The organism is Pararoseomonas baculiformis (assembly GCF_017813395.1).
Lineage (GTDB): Bacteria > Pseudomonadota > Alphaproteobacteria > Acetobacterales > Acetobacteraceae > Roseomonas > Roseomonas baculiformis.
The window spans coordinates 1-18,036 of the sequence record NZ_JAGIZB010000036.1 but is presented as its reverse complement, the minus strand read 5'-3'; the positions used below and the strand labels follow the sequence as shown (position 1 = coordinate 18,036).

The following is an 18,036-nucleotide window of genomic DNA, read 5'->3' as shown; positions in this document are numbered from 1 at the left end:
GATGGCGCTGTATCGTGTCGCGGACCAGCGCCTCGAGGCGGTGCCGCAGACGACCTTCGCCGAGGAGCGCATCCTCGAGCGGCGCGACCTGCAGCGGCTGCTGCGCTCCGACGCCTCCCCGCTCGGCGAGGACCTCCTCGTGCTCGCCGAGGAGTTCAGCGACTGGCGGGACAGCGGCCGGCGCGTCGACCTGCTCTGCCTCGACCGCCAGGCTCGGCTGGTCGTGGTCGAGATCAAGCGGACCGACGACGGCGGGCACATGGAGCTCCAGGCCCTCCGCTACGCCGCGATGGTCTCCAGCATGACGCTGGAGCAGGCCATCTCGACGCGGGCCCGCTCGATGGGTGGAGATGGCTCAAGGGCGCAGGCGGAAGCGGAGGTCCTCGACTTCCTGGGCTGGAGCTCGGTCGACCAGGACGAGCTCACCGACGAGGTGAGGATCGTCCTGGTGGCCGCAGACTTCTCGACCGAGATCACGACCTCGGTGCTCTGGCTGAACAAGCGGGGCCTCGACGTCACCTGCGTTCGCCTGAGGCCCTACAAGCTCGGGTCGGAGCTGCTGATCGACGCGGCGCAGATCATCCCCCTGCCCGAGGCGGCCGACTACGAGGTGAAGGTTCGAGAGCAGGCCAAGGAGACGCAGAAGGTCCGGACGGTCCGCCAGGACACCCTGCGGCGCTTCTGGACGCTCTTCATCGAGAGCTCGAAGGCCCGCACGCCCCTCTTCTCCAACCGGAGCCCCACGACGGACCACTGGCTCTCCGCGGGGATCGGCAGGGCAGGGTTCAACCTCAACGTCTCGCTGACGGAAGATCAGTCTCGGGCCGAGTGCTGGATCAGCATCGCGAAGGACGCGGCGCGGAGCGAGGCTGCCTTTCGCCTCCTTGAAGAGCAGCGCGGAGCGATCGAGCAGGCCTTCGGAGGCCCGCTCCTCTGGCAGGACCTGCCCGGCCGAACGGGGTGCCGGATCTGCGCCGAGGTCGAGGGGGGCTGGAGGTCGCCAGAGGCGGACTGGCCGGCGCTGCAGGGGCAGCTCATCGACGTGATCTCGAGGCTGCACGCCGCACTCAAGGGCCCGATCCAGGGCATCGCGGCGTAGGCCAGCACAAGACCTGGAGCTTCGATTCCTTCCCCCACAGGACTGGGCTGACTTGACGAACTTCCGCTTCCTCCACGCGGCCGACCTGCACCTGGACAGCCCCCTGCGCGGCCTCAGCGCGGACGCCCCAGCCGCGCGCATCCGGCAGGCCACGCGGGACGCGCTCGCCAACCTCGTCGACCTCGCGATCCTGGAGCGGGTCGACTTCGTGGTGGTCGCGGGCGACCTCTACGACGGCGACTGGCCGGACTTCCGCACGGGCCAGGTCCTCGTTGCCGCCTTCGCGCGCCTGACCCGCGCCGGGATCCGCGTCGTCGCCATCCGCGGCAACCACGACGCCGAGAGCGTGCTGACCCGCTCCCTCCGCCTGCCGGACGGCGCCACGCTGCTGCGCGCCGACCAGCCCGACACGGTGGAGTGGCCGGAGTTCGCGGTCGTCCTGCTCGGGCAGAGCTTCGGGACGCGCGACGTGCAGCAGAACCTCGCGCAGTCCTACCCGCGCCCCCACGGGAACCGCTTCAACATCGGCCTGCTGCACACCGCCGCCACCGGCCGCCCCGGGCACGCCTCCTACGCGCCCTGCACCGTCGAGCAGCTCGCGGCCCACGGCTACGACTACTGGGCCCTCGGCCACATCCACGCGCGGGAGGAGCTGCTGCGCGACCCCTGGATCGTCTTCCCCGGCAACCTCCAGGGCCGCCACGTCAACGAGGGCGGCGCCAAGGGGGCGAGCCTCGTCACCGTCCGGCACGGGCGCGTGGCGGGCGTGGAGCACCGCGCGCTCGACGCGGTGCGCTGGGAGCGCGTGGCGGTCGACTGCACGGGCGCCGTCGACGAGGAGGCCGTGCTGGAGCGCGCCCGCCGCGCCATCGGCGAGGCGGTTGACGGCGCCGAGGGCCGGCTGCTGGCGCTGCGCCTGCACCTCGAGGGCCCCTGCCCCGCGCACTCCGCGCTGGCCCGCGACCCCGCCGCCCTCCGCCAGAAGCTGCTCGCCGCCGGGCTGGAGGTGGCGGAGGCCGACGCCTTCTGGCTGGAGGACGTGCGCCTCGCCACCCGCCCGATGCAGGACCTCGGCACGCTGCGGGCGCGGGACGACGCCGTCGGGCGGCTGGCGCGGGCCATCGACGCCCTCGCCGAGGCGCCGGAGGGTGAGGCACCGACCGCCGGGCCGTCCGCCGCGGCCCAGGGCTACGCCGCAGCCATGCTGGACCGCGCCTCGGGCGGGCTGCGCCAGGCGCTCGGCCCGGACCACCCGGCGGTGCGGGCCGCCGAGGGCCACCTCTCGCCGGACCTGCTGCGGCGGGCTCGCGACCTGCTGCTCGCCCGCCTCGCCCAGGGCTGACGCGTCGTGCGACTGACCAGCCTCACCCTCCGTCGCTACGGTCCCTTCGAGGAGGCGGCGCTCTCCTTCGACCCCGCGCCGGGGCGGATCAACCTCGTTCTCGCCCCGAACGGCGCCGGCAAGTCGGTGCTGCGCCACGCCTTCGGCGAGCTGCTCTTCGGCATCGGCGGGCAGACCCCGATGGGGTTCCGGCACGGCTATGCCGGGATGCAGCTCTCCGCCACCGGCCTCGCGCCCGACGGCAGTCCCTTCGCCTTCACCCGGCGCAAGGGCCTGCGCAACACCCTGACCGGCCCCGACGACGCCCCACTCGACCAGGCCTGGATGGACCGGCTGCTCGGGCGTGCCGACGCCAAGCTGCTGTCTCAGCTCTTCGCGCTCGACACGGAGCGGCTGCGCCAGGGCGGGCGGGACCTCCTCTCCTCCGGCGGCGCCCTGGCCGACGCGCTGCTGGCGGCGTCCGGGGGCCTGCGCGAGGCCTCGGCGCTCCGCCGCGGGCTGGAGGAGGAGCGCGACAGGCTAGCGCCGCAGCGCCGGACGGCCACGCGCCCCTTCTACGCCGCGCTCGACCGCTGGTCCGACAGCCGGAAGACCCTCCGGCAGGCGCTCGTGCGGCCGCAGGAGTGGGCTGAGCGGGAGCGGGAGCTGCGGGAGGCCGAGGCGGCGCGCGACGCGGCGAACGGCGCCGCCGCCGAGGCGGGCGAGGCGCTGCGCCGGCTCGAGCGCGTCCGCCGCACCCGACCTCACCTCCTGCGCCATGCGGCCGCCCTCGCCTGGCTGGAGGCGCACCCGGAGGCGCCGCACCTGCCGCCCGACCTCGCCGCGCGCCTGCCCGCCGCACGCGGGGCCGTCGCCCTGGCGGCGCACGGGGTGGATACGGCGCGAGCCGCCCTGGCTCAGCTGGACGCGGAGATCGCCGGGGTCGTGACCGACGACGCCCTGCTGGGGCGCGCGGAGGAGATCGCGGCGCTCTCGAGCACGGTCGGTCTGGTGAAGCAGGCGCAGGAGGGCCTGCCGGAGGCGGAGGCCGCGCTCGCAGCCGCCCGCGACCGTGTGGCCGCGGGTCTGAGCGCCCTGGGACAGCAGCAGGACGCAGACCCCGCCGCACTCCTCCCCTCCCCAGGCCTCCTGTCGGAGCTGCGGCGGCTGATGGCGGAGGATGCCGGGCAGGAGGCCGCGCTCGCCGGCCTTGCGCGTCGCGCGGCGGAGGGTGCCATCCGCCTCGCGGAGGCGGACGCGGCGCTGGCCGCCCTGCCCCCGCCCGCCGACGCGCGGCGGCTCGAAGAGCTGCTGGCGGAGATCAGGCGGGGGGGCGATCCCGTGGCCGGCCTGGCCGCGGCCCGGCGCGGCGTCAGCGAGGCCGACGCCCGGCTCGCCGCGGCGCTGGTCGGGCTGCCGGTCGGGCTCCGCGACCCGGCGGTGCTGGCCGCCCTGGACCCGCCCAGCACCGGCGCGCTGGAGCGCCTGTCGGGAGCTCGCGACGCTGCCGAGCTCGCCCTGAACCGTGCGGACGAGGCACTGCGTCGTGCCGCGGCGGCGCTCCTTGCGACCAGGCGCGAGCGGGCGGCACTGTTGGCCGGTGGCGCCCCGCCCACCCGGGAGGCCCTGGCCGAGGCGCGGGCGCGGCGCGAGGCGGGATGGGACCTGATCTTCCGACGGCTGTCCGGGGAGACGGCGGGCGCGACGGAGCGGGCCTATGCCGGCGACCGCCCCCTCCCGCTCGCCTACGCGGAGGCCGTCTCGGAGGCTGACAGTCTGGCCGATGCCCGCTGGGCTGACGCGGAACGGGCCGCGACGGCGGAGCGCCTGACGCGGGTCCTCTCCGAGCAGGAGACGGAGCTCAGCACGGCGGCGGCGGCGCGGGAGGCAGCGCTGAAGGCCCGTGATGCGGCCCAGGAGCGCTGGGGCGCGGCCGTCCGGCCGCTCGGGAAGGCCGAGGACTCGACCTTGGCGGAGGTGCAGAGCGCGCTCAGCGCTCGGGAGGCTGGGCTGGCGGCGGCGCAGGGACTTGCGACGGCGCGCGCCTTCCTCGACGAGCTGCGCGCGCGGCAGGAGGGCGCGGCGGCGCGCCTCTGCCAGGCGGTGGGCGAGGTCGCATCCCCCGACTTGCCTCTCCTGCTCGACCGGGCGGAGGAGCGCGTCCGGCAGCACCGGGCGGCCGAGGGCGAGCGCCGGGCCCGCGAGGGAGCGGCGGCGGCGGCGCGCGACCTGCTGCGGGACGTCGAGGGAGAGCGCGCCGAGGCGTCGGCGCGCCGCGCACGCTGGGAGCGCGAGTGGGACGCCGCGCTGGAGCGCCTGGGCGTGGCTCCCGGCACCTCCCCGGGCACGCTGGAGGAGAGACTCCTGGCCTACGATGCCCTCGGCGAGGCCGCACGCGAGCTCTCGTCGCTGGAGGCGCAGGCGGGAGCCTGGCGGGCGTCGGTGGAGCGCTTCGGTGCCGGCTACGCCGCCCTATGCGGGGCGCTCGGGCTGACACCGGACCCTGAGCCGGTGGCGGGGCTGCGGGCCCTCGACCGCCGTCAGCGCGCCGAGGCCGCGCTGGCCGAGCGCCGGGCCGCGCTCCTCGACGGGCGGGAGCGCGACGTGGAAGCCCTGCGCGAGGGCGAGGCCGCGCTCTCCGGCGCGGAGGCCGGGCTGCGGGCCGTTCTCGCCGCGGCGGGGGCGGCGACGCCGGAGCAGGCGGAGGCGCGGATCGCCCTCGGCTCCGAGCGGGCCCGGCAGGACGCCCTGCGCGTCGCGGCCGAGGAGGAACTCCTGGCCGGCGGCGACGGCCTGCCGCTGGAAGTCCTGCGGGCCGAGGCTGAGGCCGTGCCGTCCGGGGAGCTGGAGGCCGCGCTCAGTCAGGCGGAGGCAGCGCGGGAGCGCCATGCAGGCGAGGCCCAGGACCAAGTGGCCGCCGTTACCCGGCTGGAGCTGGAGATGCGGCAGGTGTCGGGCGACGACGTGGCCCTGCGGGCCGCCGCCGACGAGGCCGCCGCCGCGGGGCTGCTCGGCCGGACGCTGGAGGACGCGCTGCTCCTGCAGGTTGCCGCCGGGCTGCTCGACGCCGCGCTCGGCGCCGTGCAGGAGGGCGCGGACGACGCACTCCTTCGTCGGATCAGCACCGCCTTCTCGACGCTGACCGGGGGCACCTACGCCGGCGTCGCCTCCCAGGAGGACGAGCGCGGCACGGCACGCCTCACGCTCCGATCGCGCGCCTTCCCGGAGGAGGAGACGGGGGTCGACGGCCTCTCGGAGGGCACGCGGGACGCGCTCTTCCTCGCCCTGCGGCTGGTAGCCATCGAGGACCAGGCCGCAGCCGGGACCGTGCTGCCCTTCCTCGGGGACGACATCCTGCAGAGCTTCGACGACGGGCGCGCCGCGGCGGCTTTCCGGGCGCTCCTGGAGCTGAGCGGGACGGCTCAGGTCATCCTGCTCAGCCACCACGAACACCTCGTGCCGGTGCTCCGGGCGGCTGTGCCGACTTCGGCGATCCACCTCCAGCGGCTCGCATCGTGAGGGGCCGTATGCAGCCGAGAGGATCCGACGCCGCCTCGCGATCAAGAACGACGGACCGGCCTCCCCACCGTCGATGTCAGTCCTACCAAGGAAGCCCTTCCGGCCCTATATGGGCTAAGCTTAGTCCAGGTGAGGTCTCCATGGAGACGATCAACATCCACGCCGCCAAGACGCAGCTCTCGCGCCTGGTGGACACCGCTGCGGCCGGTCACGAGATCGTCATCGCGCGTGCCGGAAAGCCGGTGGCCAAGCTGGTCCCGCTCGCGGGCCCGGCGAGCAAGCCGCGGCGTGTGCTCGGTGCCCTGGCCGGCCGCATGAAGGTGCCAGCTGACTTCGACGCGCCACTCCCCTCCGAGGTCCTCGACGACTTCGAGGGGCGCTGATGCGGCTGCTGCTCGACACCCACCTGCTGCTCTGGGCCCTTGCCGAGCCAGAGAGGCTCGGCGGCAAGGCGCGGTCAGTGATCGAGGACCCGGAGAACGAGGTGCTGTTCAGCGCCGCCAGCATCTGGGAGGTGGCCATCAAGGCCGGGCTCGGCCGCCCGGACTTCGCCGTGCGGCCCGAGGAGGTCGCGCAGGCTGCCCTCGAGGCCGGCTTCGCGGAGCTGCCGGTGCGGGCGGAGGTCGCGGCGCGCGTCGCTGACCTGCCACCGCACCATCGCGACCCCTTCGACCGACTGCTTGTTGCCCAGGCCTTGGCCGGGCCGATGCGCCTGTACACGGCCGATCCGCTGCTGCCCCCCTACTCCGAGCTGGTCACCCTGGTTGGCTAGGGACGCGAAGGCAGAGGACTAGCGACGCTGCTGCAGCCGGGTGCCGCCCAGCGCCGTGGCTGGAAGGCCCAGCACGTAGGCCTCCTGCGCCCGCGTCTCGATCGTGCCGGCCCGGGCCGCGCGAACGGCCCTCACCGCCGCGTCCGGCTTGGTCCCCAGCTCGATCAGCAGGCGGGCGGCGACGAGGCCCGTGCGGCCCAGCCCGCCGCGGCAGTGCAGCAGGATGCGCCTGCCCTCGCCCAGCCAGGCGAGGAGCCGCGGCCCGGCCTCGAGCCACAGCGCCTCGAAGGCCTCGTCCGGCACGTCGGCGTCCGCGATCGGCAGGTGCAGCCAGGCCATGCCGCGGGCCCGCACCTCCTCGCCCATCGCGGCCACGCGGTAGCGGGCCAGCTCGTGCTCCTCCATCAGCGTCACCACGGCCACCGCTCCCCAGTCCCGGACCGCGTCCAGGTCCAGCGCCAGGTCGCGGCGCCAGTTCCCGCCCAGGCCCCCGGGCTGGACCTTGCCGGGGCAGAAGGTCATGCCGATCAGCCCGCCTCCGGGCGCGGCCACCGGCTCGATCCGCAGCGGGTGCGTCTCGCTCGTCAGGAACGCCGTCCGGCTCACCTCCATCCCTCCCCCGCGAGCAGCGCGTCGGCCAGTTCCACCAGCCTCTCCCGCCAGGCCAGCGGCTCCAGCCAGCGGGGCGGGATGCCGCTCATCCCGTAGAGCGCACCGGCCAGCTGGCCCGTCACCGCGCCGACGGAGTCCGCGTCCTCGCCGAGGTTCACCGCCAGGACCAGCGCCTCCTCGAAGCTCTCCGTCCGCTCCACCGCCCAGAGCGCCGCCTCGAGCGTGTGCACGACGTAGCCGGAGGAGCGGATGGCCGAGCGGGGCCGCCCGCGCCAATCACCCCTCGCCGCGGCGGCGATCGCCGGGTCGCCCCTCCACTCGCGCGGCTCCAGCAGCTCCGCCCCTGGCACGCCCTGCATCGCCCCCACCAGCAGCTCCGCGAAGAGGGCGCAGGCCTCCACCGCCTGGGGCGTGGCGTGCGTCGTCCGGCTCTGCTGCACGGCGAAGTGCTGCGCGAACGCGGGGTCGTGGAGGGCGTGGATCGCCGCCGGCGCCAGCCGCATCAGCGAGCCGTTGCCCGCCGAGTACGGATCGGTGGAGCCCGCGAAGGGGTCGCCGCTCCTCAGATAGCGCGCCAGGGCGTCGCGCGTGGCGATCCCGATGTCGAAGCAGGCGCCGGTGCAGGAGTACTGCCCCTCCCGCCACCAGGACACGAAGCGGTCCATCAGGTCGCGGGCGTCGAGGTCCGGATGGGCGATCAGGCTCTCGGCCAGGGCCAGCGCCATGCTGGTGTCGTCGGTCCACTGCCCCGGCTCCAGGCCGAAGGGGCCGCCGCCCGTCATCTCCGCGTGGTGCGGGTGGTCATCGCGGGTCGAGAACTCGAGCGTCGTGCCGAGGGCGTCGCCCACTGCCAGGCCGAGCAGGGCGCCGCGCGCTCGGTCGGCCAGGAGGGAGGCGGCCGCCCCCCTCACCTCGGCCATGGCCTCGGGTCCCTCGACCCAGAGCAGGATGTCCTCGGCCGCGTCCTCGTCGCCGGGAGCGGGCACGCTGGGCGTGTGGGTTGGGTTGCGGATGGTCTTTCCTCCCGGATGGAGCTGGGCTCGGCTGCGGGCGGGGTTCCGCCTCAGCGAGCGAAGCGATCGCTGATCGACGCCCGGGGCGCCGCTGCGGGCTCGGCCTCGTAGCGGGACCGGCGGAAGGAGGCGGCGTAGACCTCCTTGCGCGTGCGCTCGTTCCACCGCTCCTCCGAGCGGCGGAGCACCAGCACCAGCTCGGCCAGGAGGGGCTCGGCCGCCGGCAGGGTGCGCGCGTAGCGCTCCATCCAGCGGATCTCGCGCTCAAGGTAGTGCCGCGCCGCGCGACGGTCGCCGTCCCGGTTCATCCGCACCGCCCGGCGCAGCACCTCCGCCTGCCAGGCCCGCACCGCCGCGAGCGCCCGGTCGGCGTCGAGCGGCTGCGCCCGGTTCTCCGCGCCCCGCGCCAGCCGCAGCTCCACCTCGACCGGTCCGGCCTCCAGCAAGGCGCCGCCGTCCGGCGCGGCGCCGCTCGCCGAGAGCCCGAACAGGAGGGACGTGCCCGGCTCGCCGGCCGGGAGGTGCAGGCGAAAGACCACGCGCCTGTCGCGCTCGGGAAGGAGGGCCCCGACCATCACCTCCACCGAACCGCCCAGGGCCGCGTGGGACCAGGAGCCGACCACCTCGGCGGTGACGCTCGCCGGCACGGAGAGGCGGAGCGTCGTACGCTCGACCAGGGCGTGCCGCCCCTCCCGCAGCTCGTCCAGGACGAGATAGCCGACGTCGTCGGCGGCACCCGCATCGTGCAGTCGCCCGCCGCCCGCCTCGGCCATGACGCCCAGCAGCTCCTCGTCGTAGCCGTCGCCGATCCCGACCGTGGAGGTGAGGATGCCCCGGGCGAGCAGCGCGCCGGCGTGGCGCGACAGCTCCGCGCGGTCGGTCACCCCCTCGTTCGCCTGGCCGTCCGACAGCAGGACCACGCGGTGGGAGGCGCGCGGCGCGGCCGCCATGGCGGTCGCCACCCGCTCGGCCGCGAGCAGCCAGCCGCCGAACAGATCCGTCCCGCCCCGGGGCTCCAGCCGCGCGATGGCCGCGGCCGCCTCGCGCCGCCCCGCCTCGTCCATCGCACGCGCGTCGAGCAGCAGCTCGGCCGCGCTGTCGAACGCCACCAGCGTCAGGCGGTCCCGCTCCCCGAGCGCCTCCGCCACCGCCGTGGCCGTGCGCCGCGCGGCATCGAGCTTGTCGCCGGCCATGGAGCCCGACACGTCGACGGCGAGCGCGAGGTCCAGCGGCGGCGCATCTCCCGCGGTGCGAGCGTCCCCCCGGGCGGAGAGGTCGGCGACGAGGTAGCGGACGGAGCGCCCCCCCTCCCATGCCAGTGCCCGGTCGAGCCCGGCGGCGAGGTGGAGCGTCGCGGCGGGGGTGCCTCGTTCGGTCATGCAGTCCTCCCAAGCAGGGTGTCGCGGATCAGGTCGGCGCAGCGCTCGATCCGGGCGCGCTGGGCGGGATCCAGCGGGCCGCGGACCGTGAGCTCCACGTCCGGGGTGACGGGGACGCGCAGCCACTCCTCCGCCCTCGCCTTGCGCGCCGGGTCGGGGCGCCCCTCCTCCAGCCGGCGCTCCAGCGCCTCGAAGCCGCTGGCCGGCGGCGCCGCCGCGAGCGCACGCCGGAGGTGCCCGCCCGTGCGGGCGCGGAGGTTGCTGAGGTACTCGAGGGCGGAGGACGGGTCCGGCTGGGGAGCCGGGCTGGGCTCGGGGGCGAGGTCGGCGGCCGTCGCGGCGTGCTCCCGCAGCGCCTCGGCCGTGGCGACCAGCAGCTCCTGGCGCACGGCGGAGAGCGGCATGCCCAGGCGCTCGCGCATAGCGCGGATCGCGAGGAGGCGCTCCAGCGTGTCGGCCGGGTAGCGGGCACCCGGGCCGCGCGACACGGGGCCGGCGAGCAGGCCCTGCGCCACCCAGGACCGGATGGTGCGCGGGTGAAGGCCGGAGGCCTCGGCCAGCTCGGCCAGGGAGAGTTCTATCGCGGTCACCTCCCGAAGGTCAAACGAACTTATCGACATGTCAAGACGTCTATATTTTCGAGCCCGGGTTGGCACGCCTAGGCAGGGGCTGGCGCGACCTCGACAACCATGCCGGGGAAGACCTGGAGGGCCTGCACCTCGCCGACGGTCTGGCGCGGCAGCGGGCGGACCGTGACCTGGATCCGCTCCTCCTGGATGCGGTAGCTCGCCAGCACCTGCCCCACCGTGGCTCCGTGCGGCACCGAGAGGGCGAACTCCTCCACCCTCCCCTGCCCGTCCGCGACCCGCACCAGCACCCGAGCCAGCCGGGAGGTCAGGAGGTCCAGCACGGGCACGCGTCCCTGCGTCAGGGCTGACCAGACCTCCTCGTCCAGGATGTCGATGCTGACGGAGGCGAGGCGCTAGGGACCCGTCGGCGGGGTCGCGGCGAACGCTCGCACGCCTGAGAGCTGCGCGACCAGGCAGTAGGGTGCGGCGTCCCGCCGCTCCGGGCCGGCTGCCATCAGCCCCATCGAGACCTCGGCGAAGCCAGCCCGCTCGACCGCGGCGAGCGCCTCCGCGGTGGCCTCGGTGATCGACGCCAGGCTGCGGGCCTCCTCGTCGCGCTGGCCGTTCATCTCGCGGGCTGCGAGCAGGAAGACGGGCGCCGGCTGGCCGCCGTAGTGCACTTGAAAGAGCCGCCCCTGGGGAGGCCGAGAGCGTCTTCGTAGGTGGGCTCGCCCGGCGCACCGCTCGCCTCGTATGCGTTCAGGAAGCTCCCGGCCTGCTCCCCGACGCCGGGCTTGAAGCGGTCCCCCAACGGTCGCGGCCGACGCTGAGCACGACGCAGGCGCCGGGCCCGGGCGGTCGGAGGCGACCCGACCGCAGGGTGACGGTCAGGTCGTCAGCCCCGGGGTCCCCGCCGCCCCTCGGGACGTCGAACGCCGCGCTGCGCATCCGAGGCACGCCAGCTCGCGGGCGGCTCGGGGCGCTCGGCCGCGTCGTCGCCGAGAGCCGCTCCAGGGCCGGCGGCAGGGCTGCGTAGGTCTCGCCGTAGCAGACGGGCGTGATGCCGAGCCGGACGGCGAGGAAGTCCGCGTCCACGCGCGCCAGCTCCTCGCGGCTGAACAGCGCGAAGTGCGGCTGGCTGCTCGGCCCGAGGGAGAAGAGCGTCTCAGCGATGAGGTTCACGAAGTAGCTCTCCGCGAGGCCGCTGCCGACGAAGAGCAGGGAGCGCCGGCGGAACACCTCGGAGTGTCCATAAGCGCCGAACCATGACCCCTCCGATAACCGATCTCAACCCGATGATCTCAAGTAGAATTCCGGCCAACGGGTGGGGTCCCGATCGGCGGCGATCGGGCCTCCACCCTCACGTCAACTTTCTGTATTGAATCAACTCCGCAAACCGGTTTTGGGCAGGGTCCCGATTCAGCGCTTCTTCACAACGGCCCGCCTGACTTTCACGAGGCGTTCTCCACAGCCATCCGCCGCTTCGCCAGGAACGCCGACACGGCTGCGTCGAAGGATGCACCAGGCCCATTCAGGCGTCGCACCTCCAGCAGGGTCAACGGTCCCTTCGACCAGTAGTCGCCCTCGCTGACCACCAGGAAGCCTCCGGTACCGACGCGACGGAGCGAGGCCTCGGCAGCACCGATCTCGTCCTCGCTGGGTTTGGTGGCGCGGCCTAGCCATGAGTGGTCGCCCGTGTCGGCCAGCAGCAGCCAGCGCCTCTCATGGGCGGGGTTGTCGGGTAAACATTCCATGCTGACTTCTATGCCATGCCCAGGCCCACCTTCGAAGGCACGAGTGAAGGCCGCCGCCGCAACATGGTGGCCAACCGCAGCACGGACACGAAGCCGGAGCTAGTGGTGCGGCGTATGCTCCACGCGGCTGGCTACCGCTACCGGATCCATCGGCAGGACCTGCCGGGCAAGCCTGACCTCGTCTTCCCCTCTAGGCGCGCCGTGGTCGAGGTCCGCGGCTGCTTCTGGCATCACCATGGCTGCTTCCCGCTCGGCCAGATGCCCCGCACCCGGCCGGAGTACTGGGTGCCCAAGCTGGCCGCCAACAAGGCGCGCGATGCCCGCAACCTCGAGGCGCTGGCGGCCGGGGGATGGCGGGTGATAGAGGTCTGGGAGTGCGACGTCCGGGCCGACCCGGACGGCGTCGTGGCCCGGCTGCGGGAATTCCTGGGGCCGCCAGGCGCTACAGCGGGAACAGCGGCATCTCGTCCAAGATCTCCTGGGCCGTCGCCCGCGGCGTGATGGCTTGGTACAGCTTGTCCACAGCTTTCTGCGGAGTGCCTCCCAGCAGCAGGGAGGGCAGCGAGGCGGCCCGGTAGGCACCCTCGACGTCCGCCCCTTCGAAGTCCTCCATGTGGACGTGGAACCGCAGGGACGACCCGCGGAGCACGAAGCCGATAATGAACTTGAGGACGTTCGCCTCGAAGAGGGGCTGGTAGAGGCGGTCGCTCCGGGTCGAGGTCTTCACCGCTATGGCGAAGAGGAAGTTCCGGCCGTCCAGCGTTCCTTCGATCGCCTGGTGTGCTCCCTGGAGCTGGCGGTAGCTCGCCATGGACAGATCGGGCAGACGCTGCAGGAACCTGTCGTAGGAGGACGGCATCGGCTCAGGGATGCGGACGCCCACGATGTCCGGCGACGAGAGGCGGAGCACCATCCCCTGCCGCTCCAGGGACTGCTGGAATGCCTTATAGGCCGCGCGCGAGGCGGGTGTCAGCAGCCGTGTGGAGTCGTAGTTCCGGGGCAGCTTCACGATGGCGACGCGCCGTAGCGGGGTCGGCACGGCACCAACAGGCTGGGCGAAAGGCCCCGCTGGCCACGTGCCGCTGTCCATGAAGGTGTTCCAGTCCGCAGCAGCGTTCCACAGCGCGGCGGCTTCCAGAATCTCGTAGACGTCGCCCTGCACTTTGCCGAGGGCCTGGGCATTGATGCTGTTGAAACCGTAGCCGGGGTCGGTGCCCTGGGCCGGGAAGTTGATCGCTCCTGCCGCGTGGAGGTTGGCGATCGCCTGCGCCCGATAGGCGGCGAACGGCCGCGTGGGGTCGGGGTCGCCGTCACAGCCAGGGACGTAGCTACGGAAGGCGCAGTCCACTAGGCGGTCCTGGTTCAGGCGGAAATTGGTGTTGCGGTTGCGGATCCGGTTCACCCGGACGTCGAGGATGCAGCCCGTTCCGGCCGCATGGCACGTGGCGCAGACGGTGACCTGCGCTCCGGGATCCGGGGCAGCGGGAAAGATGCGCGCCATCAGTCCTTCCTGCCCGTGGCTATGTCGCGCGCCACCGCGAACAGCACGTCGAGGCCGACACCGAGTGCGTCGGAGACCTTCTGGGCGCTCTCCAGCGTCGCGTTCTGCTCGCCACGCTCGATCCGGCCGACATAGCTGCGGTCTAGCTGGGCGCGGTCCGCCAGCTCCTCCTGCGACAGCCGGAGGAGGTTCCGCTGCCGCCGCACGGCCGATCCGAAGTGCCGGGCCAGGTCCACGATTCGCGCCTCCAGGGGCGAAATGAACACGCAGGCCGTACCAGGTGCCACGGACTATAAGTCCCTTTCATACTCCGTATTCTACCCCTGGATGCCCTGCCAACGCTGGGGCGACCGGGGCGCACCTGTTCAAATCAGGCCTTGTCCTACGGGATCCGCGACCATTGGGACTCTTGTCAGCTTGTTGTGGGCATGGCATTTGGTGATAGACACCGAGGATCATGGGTCCCTTAGGGTCACCGGCATTTGGGGAGGGCCGCGCGATGAGAGCAGTCAGCCTTTTTTCTGGATGCGGTGGCTTCTGCGAGGGCATCGAGCTGGCCGGGTTCGATATCGCGGTGGCGGTGGAGTACGACCGCTACGCCTGCATGACCTACCGGGCGAACTTTCCCAAGACGCCGCTCTTCGAGGGCGACATCCACGACTTCCTCAAGAAGGGGTCGGGGCATGAGACGCAGTACCGCCTGCAGGACATCGACCTCGTCTTCGGCGGCCCGCCGTGCCAGGGCTACAGCCAGATCGGCCCCCGCGACCTCTTCGACAACCGCAACGAGCTCTACCTGCAGTTCGCGCGCGTCGTGAAGGCGCTCAAGCCGCGCATGCTGCTCATGGAGAACGTGCCCAACCTCCTGCTGATGGAGAAGGGGCACTTCCGGGACAAAATTCTCCAGCACCTCGGCAGCCTCGGCTACCGCAACGTCACCTTCGTGAAGGTTTCGGCTGCCGACTACGGCGTGCCCCAGACCCGCGAGCGCGTGTTCTTCTTCGGCACCCGCGACGACCTGCGCCTGCCATTCCCGTTGCGCGACTACGCGCTGGCGCTGCTGACCAAGCTGCAGGTGAAGACACCGGTGACGGTGAAGGAAGCGATCGGTGACCTGCCCGCAGAGATCGTTCATTCCGGCGAGACGATGCCCTACCCGGCACCAGATGGCCTGTCCGCCTTCGCGAAGGCGATGCGGCTGGATGCGTCGGCCGGTCCCTACACCAAGGCGGTCAAGCGCCGCCGTGCCATCGGTCGGGGCGACGATGCCCTCTTGCATAACCACCACACCAAGGAGATGCAGGAGAAGCGGCGCAAGCTGATCTCCTTCCTCAAGCCCGGGTGCAAGGCCGACAGTCTACCCGTGGAGATCTGGAACAACGCGCGTCCGGAGAAGTGGCGCCGCCTCCACCCAGACCTACCCAGCCACACCATCCTGGCGCAGATGCACCGCGACCTATCGGAGTGGATTCATCCCGGGCTGGAACGGTGGATCACCGTCCGCGAGGCCGCTCGTCTGCAGTCCTTCCACGACGGCTTCGTGTTTAAGGGCAGCGAGTGGCAGCAGCTCAAGCAGGTCGGCAATGCCGTCCCGCCGCTGCTCGGCTACGCGGCAGCCCGCATGATCAAGGGCGTCCTCGAGGCCTGCGACGGCCGCATCGAGGATCCGGGCATCCCCATGCAGGGCGTGCTGCTGCCCGACATGCCCGCTGTTGCGGCGAAGCGCCGCAACAGGGAACCTGCCCTCGCTTGATTGGGTTCTGTTGCAAGGATGCAGAGAAGGCGCGCGTGATCGGCGGATGGAAGGCGGAGGCGGCGGATCAGGCCGCGATCTGGAACAGTTCGGCGATGAAAGCGGCTTGGGCCCGCATGTTGCGCCCGTCGAGTTTCGGAACTTGCCCCTTCCGGACCATCGCCATCGCCTCGTAGCCCGCCAGCGTTCGTCGTGCCGTGCGGAAGCTGGCAAAGCCTAGCCCCGGCCGAACCAGCCGCTTCACGCGTCGGTGGTCCTGCTCGATGGTCTAATCGCAAATGACAAATTCTGCTGGGTTCGCCGCTCGCGCTTGCGCCTGAGCTGGTCTCGGCTGGCGGTGTAGGAGCGCTCCAGGCAGGCCGGCACGACCCCAGCTTTAGCCCTCCAGTCGGGAGGGACAGATGCGATGCCAGTGGACCGTGCGTCGGACGGCGTGGCCAGCTCCGGATGGCCAGCGTCGATGGGATCGGGCCTACCAGGAGGTATTGGCCTGGACGAGGGAGATGGCCGTCGCGTCTGCCGGCGGGTTGCGCGGCCCCGGCGTGCGGGAGGATGGCCATGAGGACGGCCCTTTATGCGCGGGTATCGACACAGCGCCAGGCGCAGGCCCAAACCGCCGAGCAGCAGATTGAGCGTCTGACGGGCCATGCGCGCCAGCAAGGCTGGGACATCCTCCCTGATCAGGTCTTCCGCGATGATGGCTACTGCGGCGCCTCGCTGCGGCGGCCAGGCCTCGATCGCCTGCGCGATTGCGCCGCGGCCCGCAGCCTCGATCTGGTCCTGATCACCGCGCCGGACCGGCTGGCGCGCAACTACGTGCATCAGGTTTTGCTGCTGGAGGAGCTGCAGGGACATGGCTGCGAGGTGCAGTTCCTCGACTGCCCCATGAGCCAGGATCCGCATGATCAGCTGCTGTTGCAGATCCGCGGTGCAGTGGCGGAGTATGAACGCACGCTGATCACCGAGCGCATGCGGCGTGGCCGCCAGCGCAAGTTGGAGGCGGGAGTGATGCTGCCTTGGACCAGAGCGCCTTTCGGCTACCGGGTGGATCCAGATCGCCCGCGCGATCCTGCAGGTGTCCGCATCGAGGAGGCCGAGGCAGCCATCGTGCGCGAGATGTTTGCCTGGTATGCGGATGAAGCTCACAGCTTTTGCTCCCTGGCACGCCTGCTGGAGCAGCGCGGCATCCGTACCTCGACGGGCCTGGCCCGTTGGAACCTGGCCTGCATCCGCGGCCTGCTGACCAACCCGGCTTATGCTGGTCAGGTCTATGGCAATCGCTGGCACCGCCGCGGCACGTTGGAGCGGCGCTCGGCAACAGCGCCGCGCAAGCGCTCCGCCATGAGCCGGGTGGATGCGCCGCGGGAGGAGTGGATCCTGGTGGCCGAAATCCCGCCGCTCGTCAGCCAGGAGCAGTTCGATCGTGTGCAGGCCCGGCTCGCCAGCAACCGGCGCTTTGCCCACCGCAACAACAAGGCCCATCCCTACCTGCTGCGGGGCTTGGTCAGCTGCAACCTGTGCGCTCTGGCCTGCTTGGCTCGGACTACCATCCACCGGTACCGCTACTACTCCTGCACCGGCAAGCTGCCGGGGCCTTGTCAGGTTGGCTGCCTGATCGGGTGATGGCAGGGTCCTTGGTATGACTGCCTCGCCTAATCCCTTCCGCGGATTCCGGTTCCCGGCCGAGGTCATTCAGCACACGGTCTGGCTCTATTACTGTTTCAGCCTGAGCCTGCGGGATGTCGAGGTGATCCTGGCTGCCCGAGGCATTGTGGTCAGCTATGAGACCATCCGCGAGTGGGGCCTGCGCTTCGGCCGGCTGTTCGCGAATGAGCTGAAGCGACGGCGACCGGGGCCGGGCGACAAACGGCACATGGACGAGGTGTTTGTCCGCATTCGCGGCAAGCAGCACTATCTCTGGCGCGCGGTGGACCAGGACGGCAACATGCTCGACGTTCTCGTGCAGAGCCGGCGAAGCGCTAAGGCGGCCAAACGGTTCTTCCGCAAGCTGCTGAAGGGTCTGGAATACATCCCGCGTGTGATCGTGACGGACAAGCTGAAGAGCTGCGCTGCCGCGAAGCGCGACATCCTGCCTGGGGTGGAGCACCGGCAGAGCCGTTATCTCAACAACCGGGCGGAAGTGTCACACCAGCCAACGCGGCGACGAGGCCAGCAGACGCAGCGCTTCAAGTCGGTGCGCCATGCGCAACGCTTCCTCTCCACACACAGCCGGATCCACAGCCACTTCCAACTTCGCCGTCACTACCTGACTGCCGCCGCATATCGGAGCGTCCGTGGCGCCGCATTCCGAGCATGGCGAGATGTGACTGCAGTTGCTCATGCTGTGTGAGGCCATCACCCGCCCGTAAGATCCCTGCGTCGGCGCCATCGCCAACCTGACAACACCTGGCGAAGGGAGTGCGCCCGGATTCGAACCGTCGCCGACCTGTTGCCTTGGAGAGCTATCCGCCTTGAGTCGGCGAAGCGGATTGCAGCCTTGCTTCGACGGAATAGGGATGGTGAGGCAGCGATCAGCCATGCTCACCGAATAAAAGCTTAAGGACAAAACCTTCTGATCTGTCGCAAGCAGATAACGGCGCAGGCGAGGGTCGTCAGGGCGATGACCAGCCCCCACGAGGGGGTCCGGGCGGATTTTTAGTGGAGCATGGCTACTGCTTGGCCTGAGCTGTTGGATAGGGCCGCGGCGGGGGGCGGCGGATTTGATGGCAGGAGCACCTCGGGTG

The 18,036-nt window shown here is 71.9% G+C and carries 20 protein-coding genes; 9 read left to right on the top strand and 11 right to left on the bottom strand.

From position 1 onward, the window contains the following. Nucleotide 1: 1 nt before the first annotated feature. From J8J14_RS22105 to J8J14_RS22085, 5 genes are all read left to right on the top strand, one after another. Complete coding sequence (locus J8J14_RS22105) at nt 2-1,099, top strand: DUF4268 domain-containing protein (protein WP_209381716.1); 1,098 nt, start codon at nt 2-4, stop codon at nt 1,097-1,099. A 52-nt stretch (nt 1,100-1,151) separates the two neighbouring features. Beyond that, nucleotides 1,152-2,441 (top strand): metallophosphoesterase family protein, encoded by a 1,290-nt coding sequence (locus J8J14_RS22100; RefSeq protein WP_209381715.1) that lies wholly within the window; start codon nt 1,152-1,154, stop codon nt 2,439-2,441. A 6-nt stretch (nt 2,442-2,447) separates the two neighbouring features. Next, nucleotides 2,448-5,939 carry an AAA family ATPase gene (locus J8J14_RS22095; RefSeq protein ID WP_209381714.1) on the top strand — a complete coding sequence of 1,164 codons (3,492 nt, stop codon included), beginning with the start codon at nt 2,448-2,450 and terminating at the stop codon, nt 5,937-5,939. A 140-nt stretch (nt 5,940-6,079) separates the two neighbouring features. After that, on the top strand, nt 6,080-6,322 hold the full coding sequence (locus J8J14_RS22090) for a type II toxin-antitoxin system Phd/YefM family antitoxin (protein ID WP_209381713.1): 243 nt from the start codon (nt 6,080-6,082) through the stop codon (nt 6,320-6,322). Further along, nucleotides 6,322-6,711 carry a type II toxin-antitoxin system VapC family toxin gene (locus J8J14_RS22085; protein WP_209381712.1) on the top strand — a complete coding sequence of 130 codons (390 nt, stop codon included), beginning with the start codon at nt 6,322-6,324 and terminating at the stop codon, nt 6,709-6,711. Before J8J14_RS22090 ends, J8J14_RS22085 begins: the two co-directional genes overlap by 1 nt. An 18-nt stretch (nt 6,712-6,729) precedes the next feature. On the opposite strand, the gene J8J14_RS22080 is transcribed toward J8J14_RS22085, so the two are convergent. The 8 genes from J8J14_RS22080 to J8J14_RS22045 form a co-directional block, all read right to left on the bottom strand. Then, nucleotides 6,730-7,317, bottom strand: coding sequence for a cyclin-dependent kinase inhibitor 3 family protein (locus J8J14_RS22080; protein ID WP_209381711.1), 588 nt, complete (start codon nt 7,315-7,317; stop codon nt 6,730-6,732). Continuing rightward, nucleotides 7,314-8,309 (bottom strand): ADP-ribosylglycohydrolase family protein, encoded by a 996-nt coding sequence (locus tag J8J14_RS22075; protein ID WP_209381710.1) that lies wholly within the window; start codon nt 8,307-8,309, stop codon nt 7,314-7,316. The genes J8J14_RS22080 and J8J14_RS22075 overlap by 4 nt, the downstream gene beginning before the upstream one ends. 77 nt (nt 8,310-8,386) lie before the next feature. Then, nucleotides 8,387-9,715 carry a vWA domain-containing protein gene (locus J8J14_RS22070; RefSeq protein WP_209381709.1) on the bottom strand — a complete coding sequence of 443 codons (1,329 nt, stop codon included), beginning with the start codon at nt 9,713-9,715 and terminating at the stop codon, nt 8,387-8,389. Further along, nucleotides 9,712-10,305, bottom strand: coding sequence for a MerR family transcriptional regulator (locus J8J14_RS22065; protein WP_209381708.1), 594 nt, complete (start codon nt 10,303-10,305; stop codon nt 9,712-9,714). The genes J8J14_RS22070 and J8J14_RS22065 overlap by 4 nt, the downstream gene beginning before the upstream one ends. A gap of 68 nt (nt 10,306-10,373) precedes the next feature. Then, nucleotides 10,374-10,625, bottom strand: coding sequence for a hypothetical protein (locus J8J14_RS22060; protein ID WP_209381707.1), 252 nt, complete (start codon nt 10,623-10,625; stop codon nt 10,374-10,376). A gap of 72 nt (nt 10,626-10,697) precedes the next feature. After that, nucleotides 10,698-10,913 (bottom strand): hypothetical protein, encoded by a 216-nt coding sequence (locus J8J14_RS22055; RefSeq protein ID WP_209381706.1) that lies wholly within the window; start codon nt 10,911-10,913, stop codon nt 10,698-10,700. Nucleotides 10,914-11,043: 130 nt separating this feature from the next. Next, the gene (locus J8J14_RS22050) at nt 11,044-11,523 is read right to left on the bottom strand and encodes an SIR2 family protein (RefSeq protein ID WP_209381705.1); all 480 of its coding nucleotides are present in this window, start codon (nt 11,521-11,523) and stop codon (nt 11,044-11,046) included. Nucleotides 11,524-11,735: 212 nt separating this feature from the next. Further along, nucleotides 11,736-12,038, bottom strand: coding sequence for a hypothetical protein (locus J8J14_RS22045; RefSeq protein ID WP_209381704.1), 303 nt, complete (start codon nt 12,036-12,038; stop codon nt 11,736-11,738). A 15-nt stretch (nt 12,039-12,053) separates the two neighbouring features. Between J8J14_RS22045 and J8J14_RS22040 the strand changes: the two genes are divergently transcribed. Continuing rightward, on the top strand, nt 12,054-12,539 hold the full coding sequence (locus J8J14_RS22040) for a very short patch repair endonuclease (RefSeq protein WP_209381703.1): 486 nt from the start codon (nt 12,054-12,056) through the stop codon (nt 12,537-12,539). Here the strand turns inward: J8J14_RS22040 and J8J14_RS22035 are convergent. Together J8J14_RS22035 and J8J14_RS22030 are read right to left on the bottom strand one after the other, a co-directional pair. After that, entirely contained in the window at nt 12,481-13,539 is a 1,059-nt protein-coding gene (locus J8J14_RS22035) for a Cfr10I/Bse634I family restriction endonuclease (protein ID WP_209381702.1), read from the bottom strand. The genes J8J14_RS22040 and J8J14_RS22035 overlap by 59 nt on opposite strands. Further along, nucleotides 13,539-13,826 carry a helix-turn-helix domain-containing protein gene (locus J8J14_RS22030; RefSeq protein WP_342452514.1) on the bottom strand — a complete coding sequence of 96 codons (288 nt, stop codon included), beginning with the start codon at nt 13,824-13,826 and terminating at the stop codon, nt 13,539-13,541. Before J8J14_RS22030 ends, J8J14_RS22035 begins: the two co-directional genes overlap by 1 nt. Nucleotides 13,827-13,996: 170 nt before the next feature. Here J8J14_RS22030 and J8J14_RS22025 point away from each other — a divergent pair, with 170 nt between their 5' ends. Beyond that, nucleotides 13,997-15,292, top strand: a complete 1,296-nt coding sequence (locus J8J14_RS22025) for a DNA cytosine methyltransferase (protein WP_342452513.1) — start codon at nt 13,997-13,999, stop codon at nt 15,290-15,292. Between the two features lie 67 nt (nt 15,293-15,359). Here J8J14_RS22025 and J8J14_RS22020 read toward each other — a convergent pair whose 3' ends face one another. Continuing rightward, complete coding sequence (locus J8J14_RS22020) at nt 15,360-15,557, bottom strand: DDE-type integrase/transposase/recombinase (RefSeq protein WP_408896517.1); 198 nt, start codon at nt 15,555-15,557, stop codon at nt 15,360-15,362. A 293-nt stretch (nt 15,558-15,850) separates the two neighbouring features. Between J8J14_RS22020 and J8J14_RS22015 the strand changes: the two genes are divergently transcribed. Continuing rightward, complete coding sequence (locus tag J8J14_RS22015; protein ID WP_209381699.1) at nt 15,851-16,915, top strand: recombinase family protein; 1,065 nt, start codon at nt 15,851-15,853, stop codon at nt 16,913-16,915. Nucleotides 16,916-16,931: 16 nt separating this feature from the next. Further along, on the top strand, nt 16,932-17,642 hold the full coding sequence (locus J8J14_RS22010) for an IS6 family transposase (RefSeq protein ID WP_209381698.1): 711 nt from the start codon (nt 16,932-16,934) through the stop codon (nt 17,640-17,642). Nucleotides 17,643-18,036 lie beyond the last annotated feature (394 nt).

What these genes read in the sequence shown, in the direction of transcription:
- J8J14_RS22105 (WP_209381716.1), top strand. Translation starts at nt 2, where the DNA reads ATGGCGCTGTATCGTGTCGCGGACCAGCGCCTCGAGGCGGTGCCGCAG.
- J8J14_RS22090 (WP_209381713.1), top strand. Translation starts at nt 6,080, where the DNA reads ATGGAGACGATCAACATCCACGCCGCCAAGACGCAGCTCTCGCGCCTG.
- J8J14_RS22085 (WP_209381712.1), top strand. Translation starts at nt 6,322, where the DNA reads ATGCGGCTGCTGCTCGACACCCACCTGCTGCTCTGGGCCCTTGCCGAG.
- J8J14_RS22070 (WP_209381709.1), bottom strand. Translation starts at nt 9,715, where the DNA reads ATGACCGAACGAGGCACCCCCGCCGCGACGCTCCACCTCGCCGCCGGG.
- J8J14_RS22055 (WP_209381706.1), bottom strand. Translation starts at nt 10,913, where the DNA reads ATGAACGGCCAGCGCGACGAGGAGGCCCGCAGCCTGGCGTCGATCACC.
- J8J14_RS22045 (WP_209381704.1), bottom strand. Translation starts at nt 12,038, where the DNA reads ATGGAATGTTTACCCGACAACCCCGCCCATGAGAGGCGCTGGCTGCTG.
- J8J14_RS22040 (WP_209381703.1), top strand. Translation starts at nt 12,054, where the DNA reads ATGCCCAGGCCCACCTTCGAAGGCACGAGTGAAGGCCGCCGCCGCAAC.
- J8J14_RS22035 (WP_209381702.1), bottom strand. Translation starts at nt 13,539, where the DNA reads ATGGCGCGCATCTTTCCCGCTGCCCCGGATCCCGGAGCGCAGGTCACC.
- J8J14_RS22025 (WP_342452513.1), top strand. Translation starts at nt 13,997, where the DNA reads ATGGGTCCCTTAGGGTCACCGGCATTTGGGGAGGGCCGCGCGATGAGA.
- J8J14_RS22015 (WP_209381699.1), top strand. Translation starts at nt 15,851, where the DNA reads ATGAGGACGGCCCTTTATGCGCGGGTATCGACACAGCGCCAGGCGCAG.
- J8J14_RS22010 (WP_209381698.1), top strand. Translation starts at nt 16,932, where the DNA reads ATGACTGCCTCGCCTAATCCCTTCCGCGGATTCCGGTTCCCGGCCGAG.